Source organism: Pedobacter cryotolerans, assembly GCF_005116475.1.
In the GTDB taxonomy this organism is placed as follows: domain Bacteria; phylum Bacteroidota; class Bacteroidia; order Sphingobacteriales; family Sphingobacteriaceae; genus Pedobacter; species Pedobacter cryotolerans.
This window is the reverse complement of record NZ_SWBO01000001.1, coordinates 327,817-350,384: the sequence shown is the minus strand read 5'-3', so window position 1 is coordinate 350,384 and position 22,568 is coordinate 327,817. Positions and strand designations below refer to the sequence as shown.

The following is a 22,568-nucleotide window of genomic DNA, read 5'->3' as shown; positions in this document are numbered from 1 at the left end:
AAATTATTTAGTTTTAAATATCAATACAATAAATATCTTTGTAAAAATAAAAGTTATAACACATTGGCAAAAAACGCTACCATCTATAAAAACATTCTCGTTATTGAAGACAATCACGCCATATTAGATGTGATAACTTTAATACTACAAAGTGAAGCTTATAAAGTTTCGGGCTTAAATAAAAGTGCTGACATGATGGATCACATCCAAGCGTTTAATCCAGATTTAATGATTTTGGATATCATGTTACCAGATGGCGATGGAAGAGAATTGCTTACACAAATTAGAACAAATAAAAAAACGGCCAATATTCCTGTGTTAATGATTTCTGCAAAATATACCGCTGCTACAATAAAGCACGGCGAATATAAACCTAACGGATTTTTAGCTAAGCCTTTTGATATTGATGACCTTTTAGACAAAATTGAAGGCATTCTTGCTGGTAAAACTTACTAATTTTTCTAATTATCAATTGGTATCGCTAAATTCAACTTATTATGAATACTAACGAACAATTGATCAACCATTTTTACACCTGTTTTAAAAACAAGGATTACAAAGGTATGCAAGCTTGTTATGCTGATCATGCAACTTTTAGCGATGCTGTTTTTAAAAACTTAAACTCGGCCCAAGTTAAAGCTATGTGGCAAATGCTGATTTTAAAAGGCAAGGATATGCGGATTGAATTTGGACAAATATCTGCCAACGAAAAAACTGGCAAAGCGCATTGGGATGCTTATTACACTTTTTCAGCAACAGGCAAAAACGTAATCAATAAAATTGATGCAAATTTTGAATTTGAAAATGGTAAAATCGTAAAGCACATCGATGACTTTAACTTTTATGTTTGGGCAAAACAAGCTTTGGGTACTACGGGTTTGTTGTTAGGATGGACAGGTTTTCTGAAAAATAAAATACAAACTACTGCAATGGCAAACTTGCAGAAGTTTATGGAGATTAAATAGATTTTCCAGTTAGAGCGATTTTTGTCATCCAGAACGCAGTGAAGGATCTTTAAAGTGAGATTCCTTCCCGAGAAGTCGGGACAATCTGTTCCTCGGAATGACAAAAAATTAAACTAGCTTATTCTAGCAATAATCTCTGTAATTGTCAACTTCTCTTGCTCGCCGCTTTCCATGTTTTTAAAAGTTAGCAAACCACTTTCCATTTCGTCGCCACCAATTAAAATTACATAAGGTATGTTTTTACCATCGGCATAACTCATTTGTTTTTTTAGCTTAGCTGATGAAGGATAAAGTTCTGCTGCAATACCTTGTTTACGTAACTGTTGTAAAATTGGCAAAGCATACAATTCTGCCGCTTCATCAAAATTACTGATTAAAACCTTTGTGCCTTGAGCTGCAGATTTTGGGAATAAATTCAGTTCTTCTAGTACATCATAAATTCTATCTGCACCAAACGAGATCCCAGCACCAGTTAAATCTTTCAATCCGAACATTCCTGTTAAATCGTCGTACCTACCGCCACCACCAATACTGCCCATGGCAACTTCATTGGTTTTAACTTCGAAAATACAGCCAGTATAGTAATTTAAACCACGAGCCAGGGTAATATCTAGTTGTAGATTTGAGATGTGAGAGGTAAGATGTGAGACATAGGCGAATACCGTTTCAATCTCTTCAATACCTTTTAAACCGATTGCTGATGTTGCTAGAACGTTCTTCAAACTTTCCAACTTTTCAAGATTAGAGCCTTTCAACATAATAACTGGTTCCAGTTTTTCTATATCAGCATTGCTGAAACCACGTTCTAAAAGTTCTTTTGTAACACCTTCAAACCCAATCTTATCTAATTTATCGATAGCCACTGTCATGTCTACAATCAGTTCTGGTTTACCAATAATTTCGGCTATGCCAGATAAAATTTTACGGTTATTGATTTTAATATCGAAGTCTTTTAAACCTAGATTAGTTAAAGCTTCGTGATAGATTAAAATAAACTCTGCCTCGTTTAATAAAGATGGAGAACCAACCACATCAGCATCGCATTGGTAAAACTCGCGGTATCGCCCTTTTTGTGGTCTGTCTGCACGCCAAACTGGTTGCACTTGAAACCGTTTAAAAGGAAAAGTGATTTCGCTTTGGTGCATTACCACGTATCGAGCAAAAGGAACGGTCAAGTCGTAACGGAGGGCTTTTTCGGAGATTAAACTCACCAATTTATTACTGTTGTCATCCTGAACGAAATCGAAGGATTTCTTTTTTGGTTCGTTCAAAAACTCTCCAGAATTCAAGACCTTAAAAATCAGTTTATCGCCTTCATCACCATATTTACCAGTCAAGGTTTGCAGATTTTCCATGCTTGGTGTTTGTATTTCTGCATAGCCGTATTTCCTGAAAACCGTTTTAATGGTATCGTAAATATAATTGCGTTTCACCATTTCTACTGGCGAAAAATCTCTTGTTCCTTTTGGTAAACTTGGCTTGGTAATAGACATGGCGCAAAAGTACAAAAAAAGGCGGAAGGTTAAAGGTTTGAAGGAGGAAGGTGATCCAGTTTCCCGTCATTGCTGTAAAGGTTTAGTAATTCGGTAATAGAGTTAGCTTTTTATTAGCTAAAACAAGGCTTATCTCAAGTTTTATTACCTTTCTAAAACGCTCATGTTAAAACACAATTTTTACATCTTCTTTGTAATTTTGCAATGTGCCATTCAAACTTGCTGACCAGCCGTCGATAAATACTTTGCCGTTTTTAATGGCGTTTGAATAATCATCACTGTTAATATGCTCACTGTTTGTTATGTAATAGTGATTGCCGATTTTGTAAATGCGGTTTTCTATCACCATTTCTGGAACTTGTGTTGGTTCATCTAAACCAAGGGTAAAAATCATATTGTAAATGCGACTTAAGGCATCGGCTTCATTTTCAGTTATTGAAATTTGTCCTTTTTCATCCACTTTCAATTTTGTTGCTTCAACCCTATCGAAAACCTTAAAACCAATATCGGGAACTTGTTTTTTATTTTCTTCAAACAATCCAGTTTTGCTATTTGCTTCTTCTACTTCTTTTGCGATTTTTTCTCCTGCTCGATTTAAGCGCTCAATGGTGATGCTTGAAATTACGGGTGGCAAGTTGTTGTCTATGCAAAATTTATATGAAGGCGTATCTTTTTTTAACTGCTCATCAATTTGACATAGAATAAATTTTCTATTTCCGCCATCTTTATTCATTTCCATTACAGCTTCGCCCGTAGTGCCACTACCTGCAAAAAAATCTAATATAATCATTGGGTAAGTATCTGTAACAGAACTACAAGCATTCATTAAATATTCTATTAAGGGAACAGGCTTTGGATTACTAAATATGTCACGAGATTCAAAAAGGGTATTTAAATAATCACTACCGTTTTCATTGTAGCAAGAAGGATTATCCAATAAATCACTCATTAATTTAGCCGTATCTAATTCTTCAGGCAGTAAATGCCGTCTTAAACTAAAATTACTTGTAATATAAATAGTTTTATTGATTAAATCCTGTTTTACCCTAAATGGACCTTTAATCTCGACTTTATTTATGGTCCTACCGTTTTCAATTTTTAAATCTTCTAATAATTCAAATTCTATCGTTCTTGCTTTGTAAATACCTTTTGGATAAACTCCATCTTTAACCTTAGCTTCAGTGTTAATATCTATTTCTCTGATTACTACGCTATTCCCTTCATTGAATACTGGTCGAGTTTTATCTATAACATTTCCAACACTAAGGGGTGTAAATAAATTCGTTTTGCTGTAAACAAACACTAAATCACACATATCTGAAATTTTGCTACTCAAAAAAGTATTTTTACGGGCAGCTCGTCTCTTTATAGAACCAATAAAATTCTCTTCTCCAAAAATCTCATCACAGAGTAATTTCAAATTTGCTTGTTCATTGTCGTCAATACTTATAAAAATAACTCCGTCTTTACTCAATAAATCTCTTGCCAATAAAAGCCGTGGATACATAAATGCCAACCAACCGTTGTGGCTTTTTTTAGTTTTAAAACTAAAATCCATACGTGCAAAATCGCTTTCGCTCAAGTTAGCCAAGCCTAAAACTTCTGCTTCTTCTTTATCAAATTTGTCAGGATAAACAAATTCATCGTTAGCTGTATTATAAGGTGGATCTATATAAATACACTTGATTTTACCACTATAATGACTTTTTAAAATTTTTAAACTATCTAAATTATCGCCTTTTAGCACCAAATTTTCTGTTGTATCAATATTCTTGCTCAACGTGGTGTTGAGACGGACTTCCTTTTCAGTCTTTTGGGCATATTTAGCTCTAGCAAAATTTCTGCCTATAAAATTTAAACCGTAACCGTTTACCTTTTCGTCAATTGGCAAACCTGCAATGGCTTTGAGTTCGTTTAGGTCAATTTCATTGTCTTTTATAATATTAGGGTATGAGAGGAAGGGTTTGCCATCATTTAAAGAACTTTAGTTCGTTTACGAGGATTGTAAATGAAATAGGATAATTGAAATCCATAATTAGAAATGATTTATTAAATATTATATCTTTACAGTCAAGAACAACGTTAGGGATAGTATCCCTAGCCCGACGCCACTTTTTAAAAGAGGCGTTTCTTTTTATATGCAAGTTCTAAGCTACAAATTAATTGTATATCAACTTTGTTGCTAGTTCAACATTAATTTATCATTCCTCAAAAAAAAATTTACGTGGGCCAATTTTGCCAATTTTTGTCCACATCAAAAAAACGTGGGTCATTTTTTTAATTTTTGGCCCATGTTAGCGTTTGCTGTTTTCGGTTACAATACTAATTTGCTCACCTTCTTCTTTTTTTAGGCTACTTACATTTATTAGAAGTTCAATTAAATCATTATTGAAATAGTAATTTTCCTTTCCAATCTTATTCTTTGTTATCAAACCTATTTCGCAAAGCTGATCGAGATGCCTGCCTGCTGTTTTTCTAGCTATTCGAAGGTCGTTTTTTATAAATTCTATTTTTGTATAAGGATGTTTAAATAAGCTATTGATCAAATCTTGCGAATAAATTCTGGGTAATTCAGAACGGATTTTTTGTTTGTGAATTACCATTAATTTTTTAATCTCACGGATAATAAATGAAGTTTGTACTGCCGTTTCTTCTACAGCATCGAGCATATAGAGTATCCAAGGCTCCCAATTATTGGTTTCTCTAGTTTGTTGTAGCAAACTATAATAGGTTGATTTATTTTGGTTAATATATCTACTTAAATATAGTATTGGTAATTTAAGCAAGTTTTCTTTTACTAAATATAAAATGTTAATGATACGACCTGTTCTTCCATTACCATCGTAAAACGGATGAATACTTTCAAACTGATGGTGAATAATTGCCATTTTTACAACAGGATCTAAATCTGTCAGTGATCCATCATTAATGAAAAGTTCAAGATTGCTCATTAAATCAATAATTTTATCAAATTCTTGCGGAGGGGTATATACGGTTTCGCCTGTTTGGTCATTCTTCAATGCGGTGCCCGGTACTTTTCTAAAACCAGCATCATTTTCTTCAAGCAACTCTTGTAGTTTAAGAATATGGTTTACCGTAATTAGTCCACTCTCTTTTACTTGACTAAACCCTTCTAAAAGTGCTTGTGCATAATTATAAACTTCTTTAGCTGCATGGCTTGTAAACTGACGGGTTATAGTATCACTAGTATAAAGCTCATCATGTGTAGTAACAATATTTTCAATTGCAGAACTGTCTTTAGCTTCCTGTAACGAAAGCGTATTGAGTATTATTCTTTCATTTGGAATACTTTCGGCCACACCATTTAGCCCGGCTAAAGCCGCACGTACAGCATTAAGTCGCTTTAATACCGCTTTAGTCTCTACTTCTTGCTGTAATGGTAAAGTAGGTATTTGATGTATTTTGGCCATTTATAATCAAATTAAATAATACGTGGGCTAATTTAGGCTTTTTTTGTCCACATTAAAATAACGTGGGCTATTTTTTTAATTTTTGGCCCACGTTGTTATTGAAACACAAATATTTGTATCAGCCCTTGTGTCTCAAACCCGATTGTAGTGAAAATCCTTTTTGCTGCTGTCATCCTAAGCTTGTCGAAGGATTGTGTGTTTATTGCAAAGGCGCTTCGACAAGCTCAGCGTGACAATTGTAGCATATTCGTTCGCAAAAAGATTGTAACGAAAAGCGGGACGAACTTTAATAGTTGCAGCAATAAGCTTTTCTAAAATAAAAAAGCTACCCTTTTGAGGTAGCTTTAAAATATGATTTGTCTTTCTGAAAGGTTGTAAGAATCTTTTAATTAGATTCCTCGTCGCTAATGCTTCCCTCGGAATGACGACTTTATGTTATGCCAATAATCTAATTGGCTCTTCTAATAATCCTTTTAAAGTTTGTAAGAATTGAGCTCCAGTTGCGCCATCAACCACACGGTGATCGCAACCTAAAGTTAACTTCATTACATTACCCGGAACAACAGCACCATTTTTAACAACTGGTACCGCTTGTATAGCACCTACAGATAAAATTGCTCCATCAGGTGAGTTAATGATTGAGGTAAACTCATCAATACCAAACATACCTAAATTAGATACTGTGAAAGTTGAACCTTCCCAATCCGCAGGTTGTAATTTTTTAGCTTTTGCTTTAGCACCAAAGTCTTTTACTTCTGCCGAAATGTGAGATAAAGATTTACCATCAGCAAAACGAACAACAGGCACTAATAAACCATCTTCAACAGCCATAGCTACACCGATGTTGGTATGCTCGTTGAAACGGATTTTATCGCCACCCCACGATGAATTTACCGCTGGATGTTTTTTCAAGGCAATAGCAACTGCTTTAATTACGATATCGTTGAAAGATACTTTTACTGGAGCAACTGCATTAATTGCTGTACGAGCAGCCATTGCGCCATCCATATCTATACTTACCGTTAAGTAGAAATGTGGAGCTGTGAATAAACTTTCGGCCAAACGTTTTGCAATAACTTTACGCATTTGCGAAACTGGCTGTTCAGTAAATTTAACTTCGCCAGCATAAGTTGGAATAACTGGTGCTGCTGCTGCAGTTTCTTTTGGACTTTCGGCTTTTGCACTTTCAGTCTTAGCTGCGGGCGTGAAGTTTTCTACATCTTTTTTAATGATGCGACCACCTTCTGCACTACCAGCAACTTGTGCTAAATCAATTCCTTTATCTTTTGCAATTTTTTTAGCCAAAGGCGATGCAATGATACGACCACCGTTAGCATTTGAAACTACTTGCGCTTTTTCCTCTTCTTTAGGTCCTTCTTCTTTCGCACTTTCAGATTTTTCTGCCTCTTTACTTTCTGATTTAGGAGCTGGCACATCGCCTCCCGCCAAAATACCACTTACATCAGTTCCTTCTGGACCAACAATTGCAATAATGCCATTTACTTTGGCAGCTTCGCCTTTGTTAACACCAACGTGTAATAAAGTTCCAGTTGCATAACCCATTACTTCCATAGTAGCCTTATCGGTTTCTACATCAGCTAAAATATCGTCATCTTTTACTTTATCACCTACTTTTTTATGCCACTCAGCAATAACGCCTTCTGTCATGGTATCGCTTAACAAAGGCATACGAATTACTGTAACACCTTTTTTAGCTAATTCTTCTTCGCTTAAGCCACCGCCTTGTGCTGGTGCTTCTGCTTTAGTTTCTTCTTTTTTCTCTTCAGCTTTAGGCGCTTCTTCTTTCGGACCTTCGGTCTTCTCCTGACTTCCCGACTCCGCTTCTAAAGCAGCTTTATAATCTTCGCCTTCTTTACCAATTACGGCAATTACGGCATCAACCGGAACGGCTTTACCTTCTTCAACGCCGATAAATAATAACGTTCCATCCCAGTAAGATTCTAAATCCATGGTCGCTTTATCAGTTTCTACTTCTGCTAAAACATCACCGCTTTTAACTTTATCGCCTACTTTTTTATGCCACTTTGCCATCACCCCTTCGGTCATGGTATCGCTCATTTTGGGCATTTTTACTATATCAGCCATTTATATATATCTATTGAAATGCGTTTCTATTAAATTTCTTGGTAAGGATAATCAGATTGAACGTATACATCTTTGTATAACTCTGATGGATCTGGCCATGGAGATTCTTCAGCAAATTTTACCGATTCATCAACAATACCTTTTACTTTTTCTTCAATTTCAGTAATCCAAGCTTCATCAGCATATTTCTCTTTCAAAATCACTTCTCTAACTTGCTCAATTGGATCTTTTGCTTTGTACTCTTCCAATTCTTCTTTAGTACGATATTTAGCAGGATCAGACATTGAGTGACCTCTGTAACGATAAGTTCTCATTTCTAAGAAAGTTGGCCCTTCACCAGCACGAGCACGTTGAATTGCTTCATCCATTGCGTTGTGAACGGCAACAGGATCCATTCCGTCAACTGGAGCACATGGCATATCAAAACCTAAACCAATTTTATAAATATCAGACATGTTAGTAGTACGCTCTACCGAAGTTCCCATAGCATAACCATTGTTTTCGCAAACAAAAATTACTGGCAACTTCCACAACATAGCCATGTTAAACGATTCGTTTAAAGCACCCTGACGAACAGCACCATCGCCCATGTAACATACATTTACATTTTTAGTGCCTTTGTATTTTTCTGCAAAAGCAATACCAGCACCTAAAGGCATTTGACCACCTACAATACCATGACCACCATAAAAGTGATGCTCTTTGCTAAAAATGTGCATCGACCCACCTTTACCTTTAGAACAACCTGTAATTTTACCATACATTTCTGCCATGATGCTATTTGCACTCATACCTAAAGCCAAACCGTGAGCGTGATCTCTGTAAGAGGTAATCATAGAATCTTCTGGGCCCATAGCCGAAATTGCACCAGCAACAACAGCTTCTTGACCGATATATAAATGACAAAAACCACGAATTTTTTGCTGTCCGTATAATTGTCCAGTTTTTTCTTCGAATTTGCGCATTAGCAACATCGACTCAAACCACTTCAAATAGGTATCCTTATTAATTTCTACTGCACTCATGTTGAGGTATTGATTTTTTGTTTGTGGAGCAAATTTAATTTTTTTTCTGGTAATTTAAGCTATAGTTAAGTGTAAAATCATCAATAGGTACAGATAGCATATTGAAATACAAGTGTTTTATTCATATTTATATCACAGCTTGTAAAATCAAACATTTTTTTTTAATCAATCATCAAGCGCTTTAATCATTTCAATTGATTTACAACATAAAATATAATTTTGCGAATATGTTATTTTGCATAATCTACAAACAAATTTTATACTTCAGAAAATTTAGAATGATGAAATTAAAATCGAACAACTTTGTTGATTTTAAGACAATGAAATGATAAAATGTTAATAACTTTTACTTTTAAACATTTAACATTTGGATAACATTTGTAAATAGCATACTTTTGCTACCCTAACAATAAGCCCTTAGTGGTGTACGTTTAAGTGTAAGTGTCATTTACCCAAACTTAACAGTATAACATGAATAAAAAGTTTTTGTTTTCTACCCTAATCGTTCTTTGCAGCTTTTCTGCTTCATTTGCCCAGAACAAAACAAAAGAAACCAATAAATTAGAAGACCCGGATAACTTAGCCTCGCAATATTTCTCGCAGGTAATGGGTGTGGCTGTAGATGCAACCTCTAACTTAAAATTGTATAAATTTATTTACGAGTGGATTGGAACTCCTTACCGTTTTGGAGGAAATACCAAAAATGGAATTGATTGTTCGGCCTTTGCAAAAACCATTTATCAAAAAGTTTTTAACACTACCATTTTACGTAACTCACGTGATATTTTTAGTATGGTAGATCCTTTAGCTAAAGATGAATTGAAAGAAGGAGATCTAGTTTTCTTCAAAATTAAAAGCCGCAGCATTTCTCACGTTGGTGTTTATTTAGGTGATAATCGCTTTGCGCATTCTAGCTCTGGTGGTGTAAAAATCAGTAACTTAAACGAGCCATATTATAGCCGTTATTTTTACAAGGGTGGAAGAATTTTGGACGACGCCAAAAAAGATTTTGTAGAAGAATAGTTCAGTTAACAGTTGACGATTTACAGTCAAAAAAGTAAAATATGTCACCCTGAGCGTAGTCGAAGGGTAATCCCTCCCAAATAACTGAGAGGGATTTTTTTATACCTAAATATGAAGAAATTTTTAAGCCTTTTGTTGATTGTTAGCGGATTAGCTTATTTTTTGATGAGCTGCCAGAATAAAACGACTAAAAATGATACTATAGTTAAGATCGATACTCCGAAGTTAAGGAAGATTAAAGACACCATTAACATTGTTGCGGTTGGCGATATGATGTTGGGTTCTGCTTTTCCGAGCAAAACAAATCTTCCGCCAGATGATGGGGTAAATAGTTTTATAAACGTAGCTGAATATTTAAAAGGTGATATTGTTTTTGGCAACCTAGAAGGATGTTTTTTAAACTCTGGAAACTCTTCTAAATGTATTGGATCAAACCCAAATAGCTGCTACGCCTTTAGAATGCCCGATAGCTATGGAGCCATTTTTAAAACTGCTGGTTTTAATGTGTTGAGTATTGCCAATAACCATGTTGGCGATTTTGATGCCCGAGGAAGAAAAAATACCGCAAAGATTTTAGATTTACTACAAATCAACTATGCTGGTCAGCTAAATAAACCATTTGATATTTTTGAGATAGACAGTGTGAAATATGCTTTTTGTGCATTTGCACCTAATGAAAACACAGTTTCGATCAAAAATATTGATAGCGCCAAAAAGCTTGTAGCTAGCTTAAAAAAGCAAGTAGATATTGTTATTGTATCATTTCATGGTGGTGGAGAAGGCGCAAATTTTGAGCATGTAACGCGTAAAACAGAAATATTTTATAAAGAAAATAGAGGCAATGTTTATGCATTTGCTCATGGCGTAATAGATGCAGGTGCAGACGTTGTTTTAGGACATGGCCCACATGTAACCAGAGCAGTAGAAGTTTATAAAAACAAGTTTATTGCTTATAGCTTAGGAAATTTTTGTACTTATGGTATGTTTAGCTTAAAAGGCTCAAACGGTTTTGCTCCGCTTTTACAATTAAAATTAAATGCCAAAGGCGATTTTTTATTTGCTGATGTAATTTCGGTTAAGCAGGATAAGATTAATAGATTAACTGTTGATATAACAAACACCGCCTTTAAAAAAATACAAACTTTAACCAATTTCGATTTCCCTGAAAATCAGTTAAAGTTTGAGAATAATAAGATTAGCTTGAAAAATTAATAAGTATTTTCACTGTTAGCAATAAACAAATTCCAAAATTTCAAAGTTGGAATTATTAGGCTTACAATAATTTTCATAATTCTTGCATTTGTACATTTATACAAGAATTATAAAAAAAAGAAAACACTAAGCTTCGTCTTTGGTATTTCTTACCAAACCAATGCCCGAGACAAAGAAGATAATACCAATAATACCAACTACAATTAATTCTCTAGTACCAGTGCTGTGTTGCACAAAGCCCCATCCAGCATAAATAAGGCCAATAATACCTAAAATGGTAAGTACAGTTCCAAAAGTTCTTTTAACGTTCATAAGTTTAGATTTAATAGCTCTATAACATCAAACTTGTCTTTTTGTTTGTGCGGGTAAACAACAAATTTTAAAGCATAAAAAAACCCGCCAATTGTTTAGCGGGTTTTAAATAGTTAAGTAAATTTATTTATTAAAAGTTGGCAAATTAGTCGCAGTTTTTGCTCCTTCTGTTAACTTCATCAAATCAACCATAATTTTTAAGCTTTCATCTTGCACAAAATCAAATGCTTCCTCTTTAATGGTTTTATCACCTTTTTTAACTGGTGCTAAACCTCGTGATGCTCTTAGTTTATTTAAACGGTCATAAGATTTTGCTTCTAATTCATCGCGTTCTTTTTTAAGTTTAGCTTCATTTAATGTAATTGAAGTCTCGCCCTCACGTTTTTTAGATTCTAAAATATCTTCTTGTAAAATTTTATAATCTAAAGAAGTAGCCATTCTTTGCTGATGCATTTTCAACAAATTTGATTTTACATCTGTTAAATTAGCCACACTTTGAAAGTTTGATGGTTTAATTACATCAAATGGCAAAGCCGATGGCTCTGTATCTTCTCCTATTTTATCTAGTGGATAAATAGATGGAAATGTAAAATCTGGAACTACGCCTTTATGTTGTGTACTTGATCCGTTTATACGGTAAAATTTACCCATTGTTAAATTAAGTTGCCCTAACTGCGGAACTCCATTTTTATCAACTATAGTTACCGTATTGCCATTTTTATCTGGAGCAGCAACAACTGTTGAATTTGTTTTGCTTTTTGTAGCAGCAATAGCCGACATCATTTTTTGAAGGATAGAAGAGTCTAGCATATCGTTTAATGAAATTACACGCTGTACAGTTCCTTTACCATAGGTTTGTGTACCCATTACAACGCCACGACCGTAATCTTGTATTGCACCTGCAAAAATTTCAGAAGCTGATGCACTTAATCTATCAATCATTACACCCAAAGGGCCAGTCCAAACGGCACCAGGATCCTTATCTGAATTTACACTAATTTCTTTATTATATTCTCTTACTTGAACTACTGGTCCTTTATCAATAAACAAACCTGTTAAATCAATCGCCTCTGGCAATGAACCACCACCATTTGCTCTTAAATCAACCACTATTGCATCAACTTTATCGATGTTTTTTAAGGTATCAATTAATAAACGAACATCACGAGTGGTACTTTTATAATTTTTATCTCCAGCTCTAGCTGCTTCCCAATCTGCATAAAAACCTGGTACATCTATAATTCCTATTTTGTAAGGTTTGCCATCAGATTGAACTGTTTTAACTGTTTTCTTCGCAGATTGATCAGCCAAAATTACTTTCTCTCTTACCAATGTAATAATTACAGGTTTGGTAGACATATCTTGTCCAACAGGAATAACTTTTAACCTAACTGTGGTGCCTTTAGGACCTTTAATTTTTGAAACTGCATTATCAATTCTCCATCCAATAATATCCTCAAACTCGCCATTTACACCTTGTGCAACGGCAACAATTCTATCACCAGCGTTAATTTGTTTGCTTTTAAATGCTGGTCCGCCTGGTACAACAGAAACTATTTTGGTTACTTCATTGTCTAATTGCAACGTTGCACCAATACCTTCAATAGAACGAGACATTTCTTGATTAAAAGATTCTGCATTTCTTGGATTGAAATAATTGGTATGCGGATCAACAGCTTCAGTAAAAGAGTCCATCAAAATCTGAAAAACATCTTGGTTATTGAATTTAGCAGCTTGTGTTTTTAATCCTTCGTAACGTTTAGTTAATGTCTCTATATTTTTTGATGCATCGGCACCAGTAATTTTTAAGTTAACTAATTCATATTTTACACGTTTTTTCCAGATATCATCCAACGCAGTGGAAGAACTTACCCAAGGCATTTTTTCGCGATCGTAAACATAGGTATCATTCTGATTAAAATCATACTTCGCTTTAATTTGCGCTAATGAGTAATTAATGCGATCGTTATATCTTTTTAAATAAACATTGAAAATATAAAATGGGGCACTCAAATCTCCATTTTTAAAATCATCATCTAACGCCGTTCTATATTGCTCAAATTCTTTAATATCACTTTCTAGGAAGTAATATTTTGAAGGATCTAAAGCCTTAATATATCGATCTAAAACAATCGAAGAAATAGAATCATTGATTTTAATTTGTTTGTAATTGTAATTTTCTATCAAACCAACAACCTGTCTTAAAGCCAAACTCTGTTGATCATCTGGTTTAATATTCTGAACACCATCGACCATTTTTTGTGGTTTTGGCGAAGCACTGCAAGCAAGAGCTGCAGCGGTAAATGTTATCATTAATATTCTTCTCAACATCTCTTTAACTGTTTTAAGTTCCATTCTTATAAAATCATCATCCAATATGATACCAATTTTTTAAATAAACAAAAAAGATACAGTTTTACTCTGTATCTTTTTTGTAAACTTTATAAAAGCAATATTTTAAACGGTTTTTCTATTCATCAATTTTAAAATAGCGTTTTTATTTTTTATCAGATTGTTTCTCAGCTATAATAGATCTATTACTTTTAATTTGCTGATTAAATTGCGTAATTTTTGATGTTTTAGCCAATAACTCTGCTCTATTTAAATCTTTGGTAGCCAAACTGTATTCTTTCTTTTTAATCTTTACCAAGGCCAAACCAATAACCGAATCTATATATGAAGTATTATTACCTATTTGGCGAGCTAAAATTCCTTGTTGCGTATAAAACCACATCGATTGTGTGAATTTATTAGCGGCTAGGTAGATTTTTCCTAATTGATTATAAGAAGCCATTTGCCCAGCTTTACTTCCAATTTTTGAATAGGTTTTTAATGCTGCATTTAAAACTACCTGTTCAGCCTCTGAGTAACGGGTTAGCAACATGTGTATGTTACTCATGCGCAATAAAGTAGCACCATATCTGCTAAACTTTCTATCGTTATTATATTCAAATGCTGCTTTACCAAATAATGTTAATGCTTCATTCAAATCTCCCCGGCGTTCGTTTCTTTCTGCATCTTCAAAAAACTCATCAGCCTCATTTTCACCATTTTGGGCAACAGCAATATTTATTGCCGAACCTACCTGAGGTACATCTTGAGGCCCCGAGTTAATGTGTTGAGCATCAACCTGAAGAACAAGTAATAAGAATGAAAACGTTAAACAGATTTTATTCATCCTACGAAGATATAGAAATTTTAGTTAAACAACTGTAAGCTACCATCAAAAGAAGCCCAAACCATGTAAGGATGAGAATCGCAATGATAAATTTCGCCTTTGGCGGATATACCAATAACTCCAGCAAAACCATCAAATGATTGGAGTTCAACAAAAGATTTATCACAAGCATCTTTTAGTGCAAAACCATCAATAACACGAGTTACAATTTTGGCAGCCAGTGCGCCACTTACAATATCTTCGCCAACACCTGTACAAGAAATACCAGCAAATTCATTGGCAAAATTACCTGCAACTGTTGCCGAGTCGCTAACACGACAAGGAATTTCAAATCCTTTTCCGCCAGTAGATGTTGCCGCAGCAATATTTCCTTCAGCATCTAAAGCTACACAACCAACTGTACCTTGTTTATTTTGTTGGTTTAGCTTTTCGTTATATTCATTTTGTCGTTGTTCGGTAATGGGATTAAAATATTCGAACCCATTATTGCGAGCAAAAGCTAATGCTCCTTCACCACTTAAAACCCGATCATCATAAGTTAAAAGCTCTTTAGCAACTTCTATTGGGTTTTTAACATCTTCTAAGTTAATTACACCACTAAATTTCTGAGTTTTACCATCCATTAAAGAAGCACTTAATCTTACCTTTCCATCACTTTGTATTTGAGAACCAATGCCCGCATTAAAAAGTTCGTTGTCTTCTAAAAGTGCAACCGTATAAACAACTGTTTCTAATGCTGTATGCGAGTTTAAGTATTGGTAAGATTTTTCAACAATGGTAGCTAATGCAGTTTGCTTTGCTTTTTTTGTTTCTTGGTTGGTAGATGATTCACTGAAAAATCCACCATGTATAATCACTTTCATTTTTAGCGTATAAAGTATCAAGATTCTAGGATCGAGTATCAAGACTTGCGAATCTTAGCTCGAAAACTACAACTGTAACCTGAATTAATCTACTGGTACAGTTTTAGGGTGATGAATTACCAATTGGTGTGTAGATAAATCATAAACATCGCTATCGCACATTACATGTACCACCATGTTTTTAATTGATACAGGTTGTCCCATTTCAACATCAGTTAAATTGGTATCTGCCATATGCCTTCCATCAACCAAAATTACCATGCCAGAGCCAATGGCCTCCATCGTATTGCCTTGTATGTAAAGTCCAGTATCTTCCCCTAAACCAATACCCAAAATACCCGGATTACTTGCTGCTGCATATAACAAACGCCCAATTCTACCTCTTTGTACAAAATGAGTATCTACAATTACACCATCTATAAACCCTAAACCACCCGTAATTTTCACTTCACCTTTTAACAAAGCATCTTTACTGCTACCTTGGTAAATCATATTTTTTGAACTTGCGGCAGCACCTGCTGATGTACCTGCGATTACAATCTCTGTATTTTGATATTTATCTAACAAAACACGATGAATTTCGGTACCACCAAATATAGATGATAAGCGTAACTGGTCTCCGCCAGTAAAAATGATCACATCAGCCTGCTTTATTCTTTCAGCATAAGCTGGATTATTAGCCTCTTCTCTACTGCCAATATTTAAAACACCAACATCATGTACATCTAATTGTGCAAATGCTTTGATGTATTCTTCGCCAACTTTTTCAGGAATAAGAGATGCTGTAGTCATTATTTCGAACCTCGATTCGGTATCTTTGGCAGACTCAGTAGTTATTCTTTTTAAAATTCCTCGCTCAAAAAAGTTCATGTTTTGGGGCAAACCGAACTGTGTTTCGGCAAAACTTCCTGTATTAATTGCGCCACCAATTATTATTAATTTCCCTTTTGGAGCCATGCTTATTCTTTAGATTTTTGCTAAAATGCCAATTTTATATGCATTAGCCTAATATTTAACATTATTTTTATCAATATTATACTATTAATTAACATTTTGAAAGATTTACGGTAGGTGATTTAACTAATATTTAAATTTTATGCCGCTAAAAATCTTTTATTTTTGTTGTTAAATAAATTGAAAAAAAATTTATACTTTAATTTTTTCTTTTGAGATCAAAATCTCAACGGAGTAAACACTCCAAAACTACCAATTTAAACAAGACAATTAAATGAAGATATTAGGCATACAGGTACTTAGGGGACCAAACATTTGGTCGATAAATAGGAAAAAATTAATTCAAATGCGATTGGATTTGGAAGACATGGAACAACGTCCTACAAATTTGATTGACGGCTTTAGAGAAAGAATTGAAAAACTCATTCCATCCTTATATTCACATCGTTGTAGTAAAAGTGCACCTGGTGGTTTTTTATTACGTGTTGAAGAAGGTACCTGGATGGGGCATGTAATTGAACACATTGCTTTAGAAATACAAACTTTAGCAGGCATGGACACTGGCTTTGGCAGAACCAGACAAACCAAAACCGATGGTATTTACAATGTAGTATTTAGTTATACCGAAGAAAAAGCTGGTGTTTATGCCGCAGAATCTGCTGTTCGCATAGCGGAAGCTTTAATTGATAATAAAGAATATGATTTAGAACACGACATACAAAAGATGCGTGAACTAAGAGAATCTGAACGTTTAGGTCCAAGTACAGGTTCTATTGTTGATGAGGCGATTGCTAGAGATATCCCTTGGATAAGGTTAAACAAAAGCTCATTGGTACAATTGGGTTATGGTAAAAACCAAGTTCGTTTTAGAGCTACCATGACAGAAAGAACCAGCAGTATTGCTGTTGATATTGCCGGAAATAAAGATGAAACCAAACGTTTATTAAATGATGCAGCTATTCCAGTTGCAAAAGGCATTACTGCATCAACATTAGAAGATGTTTACGAAGCAATTAAAAGAGTAGGTTTCCCTTTGGTGTTTAAACCTTTAGATGGCAACCACGGAAAAGGAGCAACAATTAATGTAAAAAATGAAGAAGAGGCTGTTGCTGCTTTTCATTATGCAAAAGAATACTCGAGAAGAATTATAATTGAAAGTTTTATTACCGGACATGATTTTAGAGTTTTAGTGATAGACCATAAAATGGTTGCTGCAGCTTTACGTGTACCCGCCCACATTAAAGGCGATGGTAAAAGCACCATTCAAGAACTTATTGATTTAGAAAATGCTGATCCGCGTAGAGGATATGGCCATGAAAATGTGTTAACTGAGATTACTGTTGATAGAGATACGGAAGATTTATTGGAGAAAAAAGGTTACACGTTAGCAACTGTTGCACCAATTGGTGAAATTGTATTTTTAAAATCTACTGCTAATTTAAGCACTGGTGGAACATCAATCGATGTAACAGATCAGGTTCATCCGCAAAATGTTTTTAACTGCGAGCGAATATCAAGAATTGTAGGATTAGACATTTGCGGTATTGATATTATGGCGCAAAATTTAACTGAACCACTTACAGATAATGGTGGAGTTGTACTTGAAGTAAATGCAGCCCCAGGTTTTAGAATGCATTTGGCGCCAAGCGAAGGTTTACCACGAAATGTTGCCGCCCCTGTTATTGATATGCTTTATCCGCCAGGAAAATCGGCACGTATACCAATTATTGCAGTTACTGGCACAAATGGTAAAACAACCACCACACGTTTAATTGCTCACATTGTGAAAAATAATGGTAGCAGGGTTGGTTTTACAACATCTGATGGAATTTATGTACAAAACACCCTTTTAATGAAAGGCGATACCACTGGTCCATTTAGTGCGGAATTTATTTTAAAAGACCCAACGGTTGAAGTTGCTGTTTTAGAAACTGCCAGAGGGGGGATTTTACGTGCGGGTTTAGGTTTTAACAAATGTGATATTGGCGTTGTTACCAATATACAAGAAGATCATTTAGGTATTTCAGACATCAATAATCTTGATGATTTGACCAGAGTTAAATCTGTGATAATTGGTGCAGTGAAAAGAAATGGATGGGCAGTTTTAAATGCTGATAATTCTTATTGCCTAAAAATTGCTCAAAGTGCTGATTGTAATATTGCTTATTTTAGTATGGATGAAAAAAATCCGACAATTAAGGAGCACAGCAAAAAAGGTGGTATTTCTGCAATTTACGAGAATGGTTTCATTACCATTAAAAAAGGCGATTGGAAAATAAGGGTGGAGAAAGCAACGCACATTCCGTTAACTTTTAATGGTTCAGTTGCATTTATGATCCAAAATGTTTTGGCTGCAACGCTAACTACATTTTTATATGGATGTAAAACGGAAGACATCAAACTTTCTCTTGAAACCTTTATACCATCTGCAGCGCATACACCAGGCAGAATGAATGTTTTTAAATTTAAAGATTTTAAAATTTTAGTAGATTTTGCACATAACCCAGATGGTTTTAATGGAATAAAAGATTACTTGGCCACAGTAGATGCAACTGAACATGTTGGTGTTATTTCAGGCACTGGCGACAGAAGAGATGAAGACATTATCGAAACTGCACGTATTGCCGCTCAAATGTTTGATAAAGTAGTGATTTGCCAAGAAAAGTATTTAAGAGGGAGAACGCAACAAGAGTTGATCAATTTATTAATAACTGGCTTAAAAGAGATAAAACCTGATATTGCAATTGAAGTTAATAACAATGGCGAAGAATGCATGAAAAATTTAGTTACTCATGCTAAATCAGGATCATTTATTACCATTTTAAGTGATACAATTGATAATGCAATACAAAAAGCAACTTACTATTTAGATAAAGAATTAGAAAGTAAGTAAGCATTAAAAACAAAAAAAATCCCATTTTGCAAATGCAAAATGGGATTTTTTTTGTTATAAATTTTTATTGTGCATCTCTTAATGCTTTAATCTCATCGTGAGAAACTCTTAAATCTGCTTTTTGTTCTGTAATTAAACTTCTCAAATCCGCTGAAAGACCTTCTTCTTCTAAAGCCATTTTATAAGCTTTTTGAGCTGCATCTTCACCAAATTCGCAGTTATTTAAAATAGTTTTACGATCATGACCTGAGAAAATTGCTTTTACGTCCATCCAAGCTCTGTAAATTTTCCCTGAATTAGTAGTACCGCTTTCTGCATCTTCTCCTAAAGCTTGTACTTCTGTAGCCAAAGCCATTTTATGTTGATGACTTTCGCCAATCATTTTTACAAATAATGCTTTCAAATCAGAATCTTCTGCTTTTAATTCTTCGATTGCTTTTTCGTAACCTGCAACTCTATCGTTATTAATTTGAATTAAGTCGTTTAAAGTTTCTGTGTTTACTGTTCTATTTTCCATGTCTTTTTATAGTTTTGATGTGGTTTAAGAACATAGATCTACAGTAAAAGTTTAACTTTCCTTAGCACATTTAGGAATGTTTATTTTAGAAATGAAAAAGGATTGCCTTGTGTATAAATATTTAAACCACATAGCTACATAGTTCAGCATAAACAAAGTAATGTGTCTATGCAGTGAAAAATTAAATCTTTGACAACGGCAAATACCCTAAAAAGATTTCGTCTTCTGGCATTTCATCTACAGGTGTAAATTTTAAAGCATATTTGCTTTTTGTTTCTTTTGATAAAATATCTTTGATCTCAAAAATATCATCAACATCAACACCAAACTTGTCATCAATGTGAGAAGTAGCACCTTTGAAGCCTACGTGTTTGTAAAAAGCACTTTCTTTAGCTTCTTTGATAGCTAAGGCTTTTTGGTCAGAAACGGCGAGCATTTTATAATGGAGCTCTTCAAACTCATCTCGTTTGTAACCGCCCAAATTCATAAAAAACAAACTTCTAACTTCTGTTTTATTTTCATCTGCTTTATCAATTACCTCAACTTTATAGTTGCCAACTTTTTTTACAATTCGGTAAGCATCTACATGTATTTTACCTTTCGCCTCTGGCCAAAAAGCAATCATTTCGGGCAATAAATCCTTAACTGAATTTCCAATGCCAAAAAAAATATCGTGTTGTTCTATGTTTCTTCCTTTGGGGGTAGCTCCCAATAAAATCATATATAATTGAGGTAATTGCATGTATCTTATTTAATGATAAGTTTAATTTTAGAACATTTAAAAGTCGCTTAACGTTTTAAAAACATCAAATTTGTTTGAGTAATTTAAAGAAACTGTATTAATGAACTTCCTTTTTAAATCTTTCGATCAGTTTTTTACACCTAGCTTCAACTTCTTTAAAAACTGGCTCAAACAAATGACTATGACGATAAGGATCCATAACCTCACCTCTATCTGCCAAAAAGAATTGAACTTTATTTCGCTGCTCATCATTTTTAGCAAGTTTTAAAACATCTTTATAGTTGTTTTTATCCATTACCAAAATGTGATCAAACTCATCAAATAAGTTGCTTGTAAAATGTCTTCCCCTTTGGGCAGAAATATCATAACCAAACTCTTTTGCTACAGCAGTACCTCGTTTATCTGGCGGATTACCTACATGCCAATCACCAGTACCAGCAGAGGCTACTTCCCAACCTAAATTTTGCTCATTAATTAGATGACGCATTACACCTTCTGCTAACGGGGAGCGACAAATATTACCTAAACAAACCATTAAAATTTTCATGCTATTTTTTTTGTGCATTATAGGTAGATACAATAGTGTGAATTGATCCATTCAAAGTAATATTGTATGTTTCAGTCATGGTATCTTCTTTCTTGATAAATGATCTTACAGGAAATTCATTATTATAATTAAGCATAATCTGATCGCCCTCTCTTGTCCATCTATACTTCGCACGATTGCCCCACATATCACAAAGGGGTCCATTTGAGGTAGCTTCAAAAAGACCGCTTGGATAAAATGTAAATTTGAAATTACTAGTGCATCCAAGTGGATTTTCTAAGCTCAGGTAATCTGTTGTTGTTTTACCATTTCTTGTTACAGCTGGACTAGCAACTTGGGATGTTAAAACCCAGTTATAATCAGTTAAATCTTCTGATACCTCTCTTTTTTTACAAGAAAAGCTCAATAAAATTAAGGCTAGAGATAAAAATAATTTCATAGTTTATATAGTTTATATCTCTAATACGATTTTCGATTAAAATTCGCTACAATAAAAAATTAATGCTTAGCTATAAATATTATTTAAAATCCCTGCTAAGCGAACACCACCTTTTAGTAGTTGGTCGTTAACTGTTCCAATCCAATCAAAATTGTACCTGTAACTTAGTTTATCATCATTTTTAATACCCGTAGCGTAAATTTTATTACAAATGGTATAAGATTCGAAAACACAATCTTTTAAACTAGCTTTCTGTAAAGTAGCTACTTGTTGTGGTGTTGTAAAATTAATTGCTTTTGTAAACTCTGTAAAACTCAATTGCTGAAAATCGATTAAACCTTCATCCCATACTCTATGTAGGTTAGATTTTTCGCCAAACCATAACAATTGAACTCTATTACCTCCTAAATCTTCTTTACGAGCAGTATGCATTGGCTGATGTAGATCGCCAACTAAATGAATAATCATTCGCAAGGCCAATTTCTTTTGTTCTAGTGTACTTTTACTATTCTTAAGCACAGCAATCATTTGGTTGGTTTTGTTATAAATGTTAGGCTCAGGTTGCTTATCTAAAAACGTAAAAACATCACTTTGCGATAAATTTGCGGGCAAGTTTACATAATGCCAATTGCCTAAATAATTATAACTGGTATCAGATTTTATAAAATCTGCCCAATTAGCAGACATCGCCAAGCTTTCATTACCTAAAATTTGCTTTATTGCTAACCTCGTTTTAGCACTAATGTATTTATCGGCCACCTCACCAACTACACGATGACCAATTACACCCCATGCCGATGCCGTAAAAGGCAAAGCGGCAATGGCTACAAAGGCAATTGCCTTTTTCAAACTCGAAAATCTCTTCATT

Annotated in this window: 20 protein-coding genes; 5 read left to right on the top strand and 15 right to left on the bottom strand. The window is 34.3% G+C overall.

The window, feature by feature from the left end:
- Window positions 1-63 precede the first annotated feature (63 nt).
- Both FA045_RS01610 and FA045_RS01605 read left to right on the top strand, forming a co-directional pair.
- Entirely contained in the window at window positions 64-456 is a 393-nt protein-coding gene (locus FA045_RS01610) for a response regulator transcription factor (RefSeq protein ID WP_136873761.1), read from the top strand.
- A 41-nt stretch (window positions 457-497) separates the two neighbouring features.
- Window positions 498-965, top strand: coding sequence for a nuclear transport factor 2 family protein (locus FA045_RS01605; protein WP_136873759.1), 468 nt, complete (start codon window positions 498-500; stop codon window positions 963-965).
- Between the two features lie 113 nt (window positions 966-1,078).
- Here FA045_RS01605 and hisS read toward each other — a convergent pair whose 3' ends face one another.
- The 5 genes from hisS to pdhA all read right to left on the bottom strand — a co-directional run bounded on the left by hisS (window position 1,079) and on the right by pdhA (window position 9,020).
- On the bottom strand, window positions 1,079-2,458 hold the full coding sequence (hisS, locus tag FA045_RS01600; protein ID WP_136873757.1) for a histidine--tRNA ligase: 1,380 nt from the start codon (window positions 2,456-2,458) through the stop codon (window positions 1,079-1,081).
- A gap of 166 nt (window positions 2,459-2,624) precedes the next feature.
- Window positions 2,625-4,349 carry a site-specific DNA-methyltransferase gene (locus tag FA045_RS01595; protein ID WP_205943076.1) on the bottom strand — a complete coding sequence of 575 codons (1,725 nt, stop codon included), beginning with the start codon at window positions 4,347-4,349 and terminating at the stop codon, window positions 2,625-2,627.
- A gap of 403 nt (window positions 4,350-4,752) precedes the next feature.
- Window positions 4,753-5,889 carry a Fic family protein gene (locus tag FA045_RS01590; protein WP_136873753.1) on the bottom strand — a complete coding sequence of 379 codons (1,137 nt, stop codon included), beginning with the start codon at window positions 5,887-5,889 and terminating at the stop codon, window positions 4,753-4,755.
- 435 nt (window positions 5,890-6,324) lie between these two features.
- Window positions 6,325-7,995 (bottom strand): pyruvate dehydrogenase complex dihydrolipoamide acetyltransferase, encoded by a 1,671-nt coding sequence (locus FA045_RS01585; protein WP_136873751.1) that lies wholly within the window; start codon window positions 7,993-7,995, stop codon window positions 6,325-6,327.
- A 29-nt stretch (window positions 7,996-8,024) separates the two neighbouring features.
- Window positions 8,025-9,020 (bottom strand): pyruvate dehydrogenase (acetyl-transferring) E1 component subunit alpha, encoded by a 996-nt coding sequence (pdhA, locus tag FA045_RS01580; RefSeq protein ID WP_136873749.1) that lies wholly within the window; start codon window positions 9,018-9,020, stop codon window positions 8,025-8,027.
- A 471-nt stretch (window positions 9,021-9,491) separates the two neighbouring features.
- On the opposite strand from pdhA, the gene FA045_RS01575 reads away from it, so the two are divergent.
- Both FA045_RS01575 and FA045_RS01570 read left to right on the top strand, forming a co-directional pair.
- Window positions 9,492-10,043: a C40 family peptidase gene (locus FA045_RS01575; RefSeq protein ID WP_136873747.1), complete on the top strand. Its 552-nt coding sequence runs from the start codon at window positions 9,492-9,494 to the stop codon at window positions 10,041-10,043.
- A 111-nt stretch (window positions 10,044-10,154) separates the two neighbouring features.
- Entirely contained in the window at window positions 10,155-11,255 is a 1,101-nt protein-coding gene (locus FA045_RS01570) for a CapA family protein (protein WP_136873745.1), read from the top strand.
- Between the two features lie 126 nt (window positions 11,256-11,381).
- Here FA045_RS01570 and FA045_RS01565 read toward each other — a convergent pair whose 3' ends face one another.
- The 5 genes from FA045_RS01565 to FA045_RS01545 all read right to left on the bottom strand — a co-directional run bounded on the left by FA045_RS01565 (window position 11,382) and on the right by FA045_RS01545 (window position 16,565).
- Window positions 11,382-11,567 carry a hypothetical protein gene (locus tag FA045_RS01565; RefSeq protein ID WP_136873743.1) on the bottom strand — a complete coding sequence of 62 codons (186 nt, stop codon included), beginning with the start codon at window positions 11,565-11,567 and terminating at the stop codon, window positions 11,382-11,384.
- A gap of 123 nt (window positions 11,568-11,690) precedes the next feature.
- Complete coding sequence (locus tag FA045_RS01560; RefSeq protein ID WP_136873741.1) at window positions 11,691-13,922, bottom strand: carboxy terminal-processing peptidase; 2,232 nt, start codon at window positions 13,920-13,922, stop codon at window positions 11,691-11,693.
- A 142-nt stretch (window positions 13,923-14,064) separates the two neighbouring features.
- Entirely contained in the window at window positions 14,065-14,745 is a 681-nt protein-coding gene (locus tag FA045_RS01555) for a hypothetical protein (RefSeq protein WP_136873739.1), read from the bottom strand.
- A 20-nt stretch (window positions 14,746-14,765) separates the two neighbouring features.
- Window positions 14,766-15,608: an isoaspartyl peptidase/L-asparaginase gene (locus FA045_RS01550; protein ID WP_136873737.1), complete on the bottom strand. Its 843-nt coding sequence runs from the start codon at window positions 15,606-15,608 to the stop codon at window positions 14,766-14,768.
- 84 nt (window positions 15,609-15,692) lie between these two features.
- Window positions 15,693-16,565, bottom strand: coding sequence for a cyanophycinase (locus FA045_RS01545; protein WP_136873735.1), 873 nt, complete (start codon window positions 16,563-16,565; stop codon window positions 15,693-15,695).
- Window positions 16,566-16,836: 271 nt separating this feature from the next.
- Between FA045_RS01545 and cphA the strand changes: the two genes are divergently transcribed.
- Window positions 16,837-19,455, top strand: coding sequence for a cyanophycin synthetase (gene cphA, locus FA045_RS01540; RefSeq protein ID WP_136873733.1), 2,619 nt, complete (start codon window positions 16,837-16,839; stop codon window positions 19,453-19,455).
- A 64-nt stretch (window positions 19,456-19,519) separates the two neighbouring features.
- On the opposite strand, the gene FA045_RS01535 is transcribed toward cphA, so the two are convergent.
- The 5 genes from FA045_RS01535 to FA045_RS01515 all read right to left on the bottom strand — a co-directional run bounded on the left by FA045_RS01535 (window position 19,520) and on the right by FA045_RS01515 (window position 22,567).
- Entirely contained in the window at window positions 19,520-19,972 is a 453-nt protein-coding gene (locus tag FA045_RS01535) for a ferritin-like domain-containing protein (RefSeq protein WP_136873731.1), read from the bottom strand.
- Between the two features lie 181 nt (window positions 19,973-20,153).
- The gene (locus FA045_RS01530) at window positions 20,154-20,714 is read right to left on the bottom strand and encodes a DUF1543 domain-containing protein (protein WP_136873729.1); all 561 of its coding nucleotides are present in this window, start codon (window positions 20,712-20,714) and stop codon (window positions 20,154-20,156) included.
- 97 nt (window positions 20,715-20,811) lie between these two features.
- Window positions 20,812-21,261, bottom strand: a complete 450-nt coding sequence (locus tag FA045_RS01525; RefSeq protein WP_136873727.1) for a low molecular weight protein-tyrosine-phosphatase — start codon at window positions 21,259-21,261, stop codon at window positions 20,812-20,814.
- Window position 21,262: 1 nt separating this feature from the next.
- Entirely contained in the window at window positions 21,263-21,700 is a 438-nt protein-coding gene (locus FA045_RS01520; RefSeq protein ID WP_136873725.1) for a hypothetical protein, read from the bottom strand.
- Window positions 21,701-21,766: 66 nt separating this feature from the next.
- Window positions 21,767-22,567, bottom strand: a complete 801-nt coding sequence (locus tag FA045_RS01515; RefSeq protein ID WP_136873723.1) for a S1/P1 nuclease — start codon at window positions 22,565-22,567, stop codon at window positions 21,767-21,769.
- Window position 22,568: the final 1 nt, after the last annotated feature.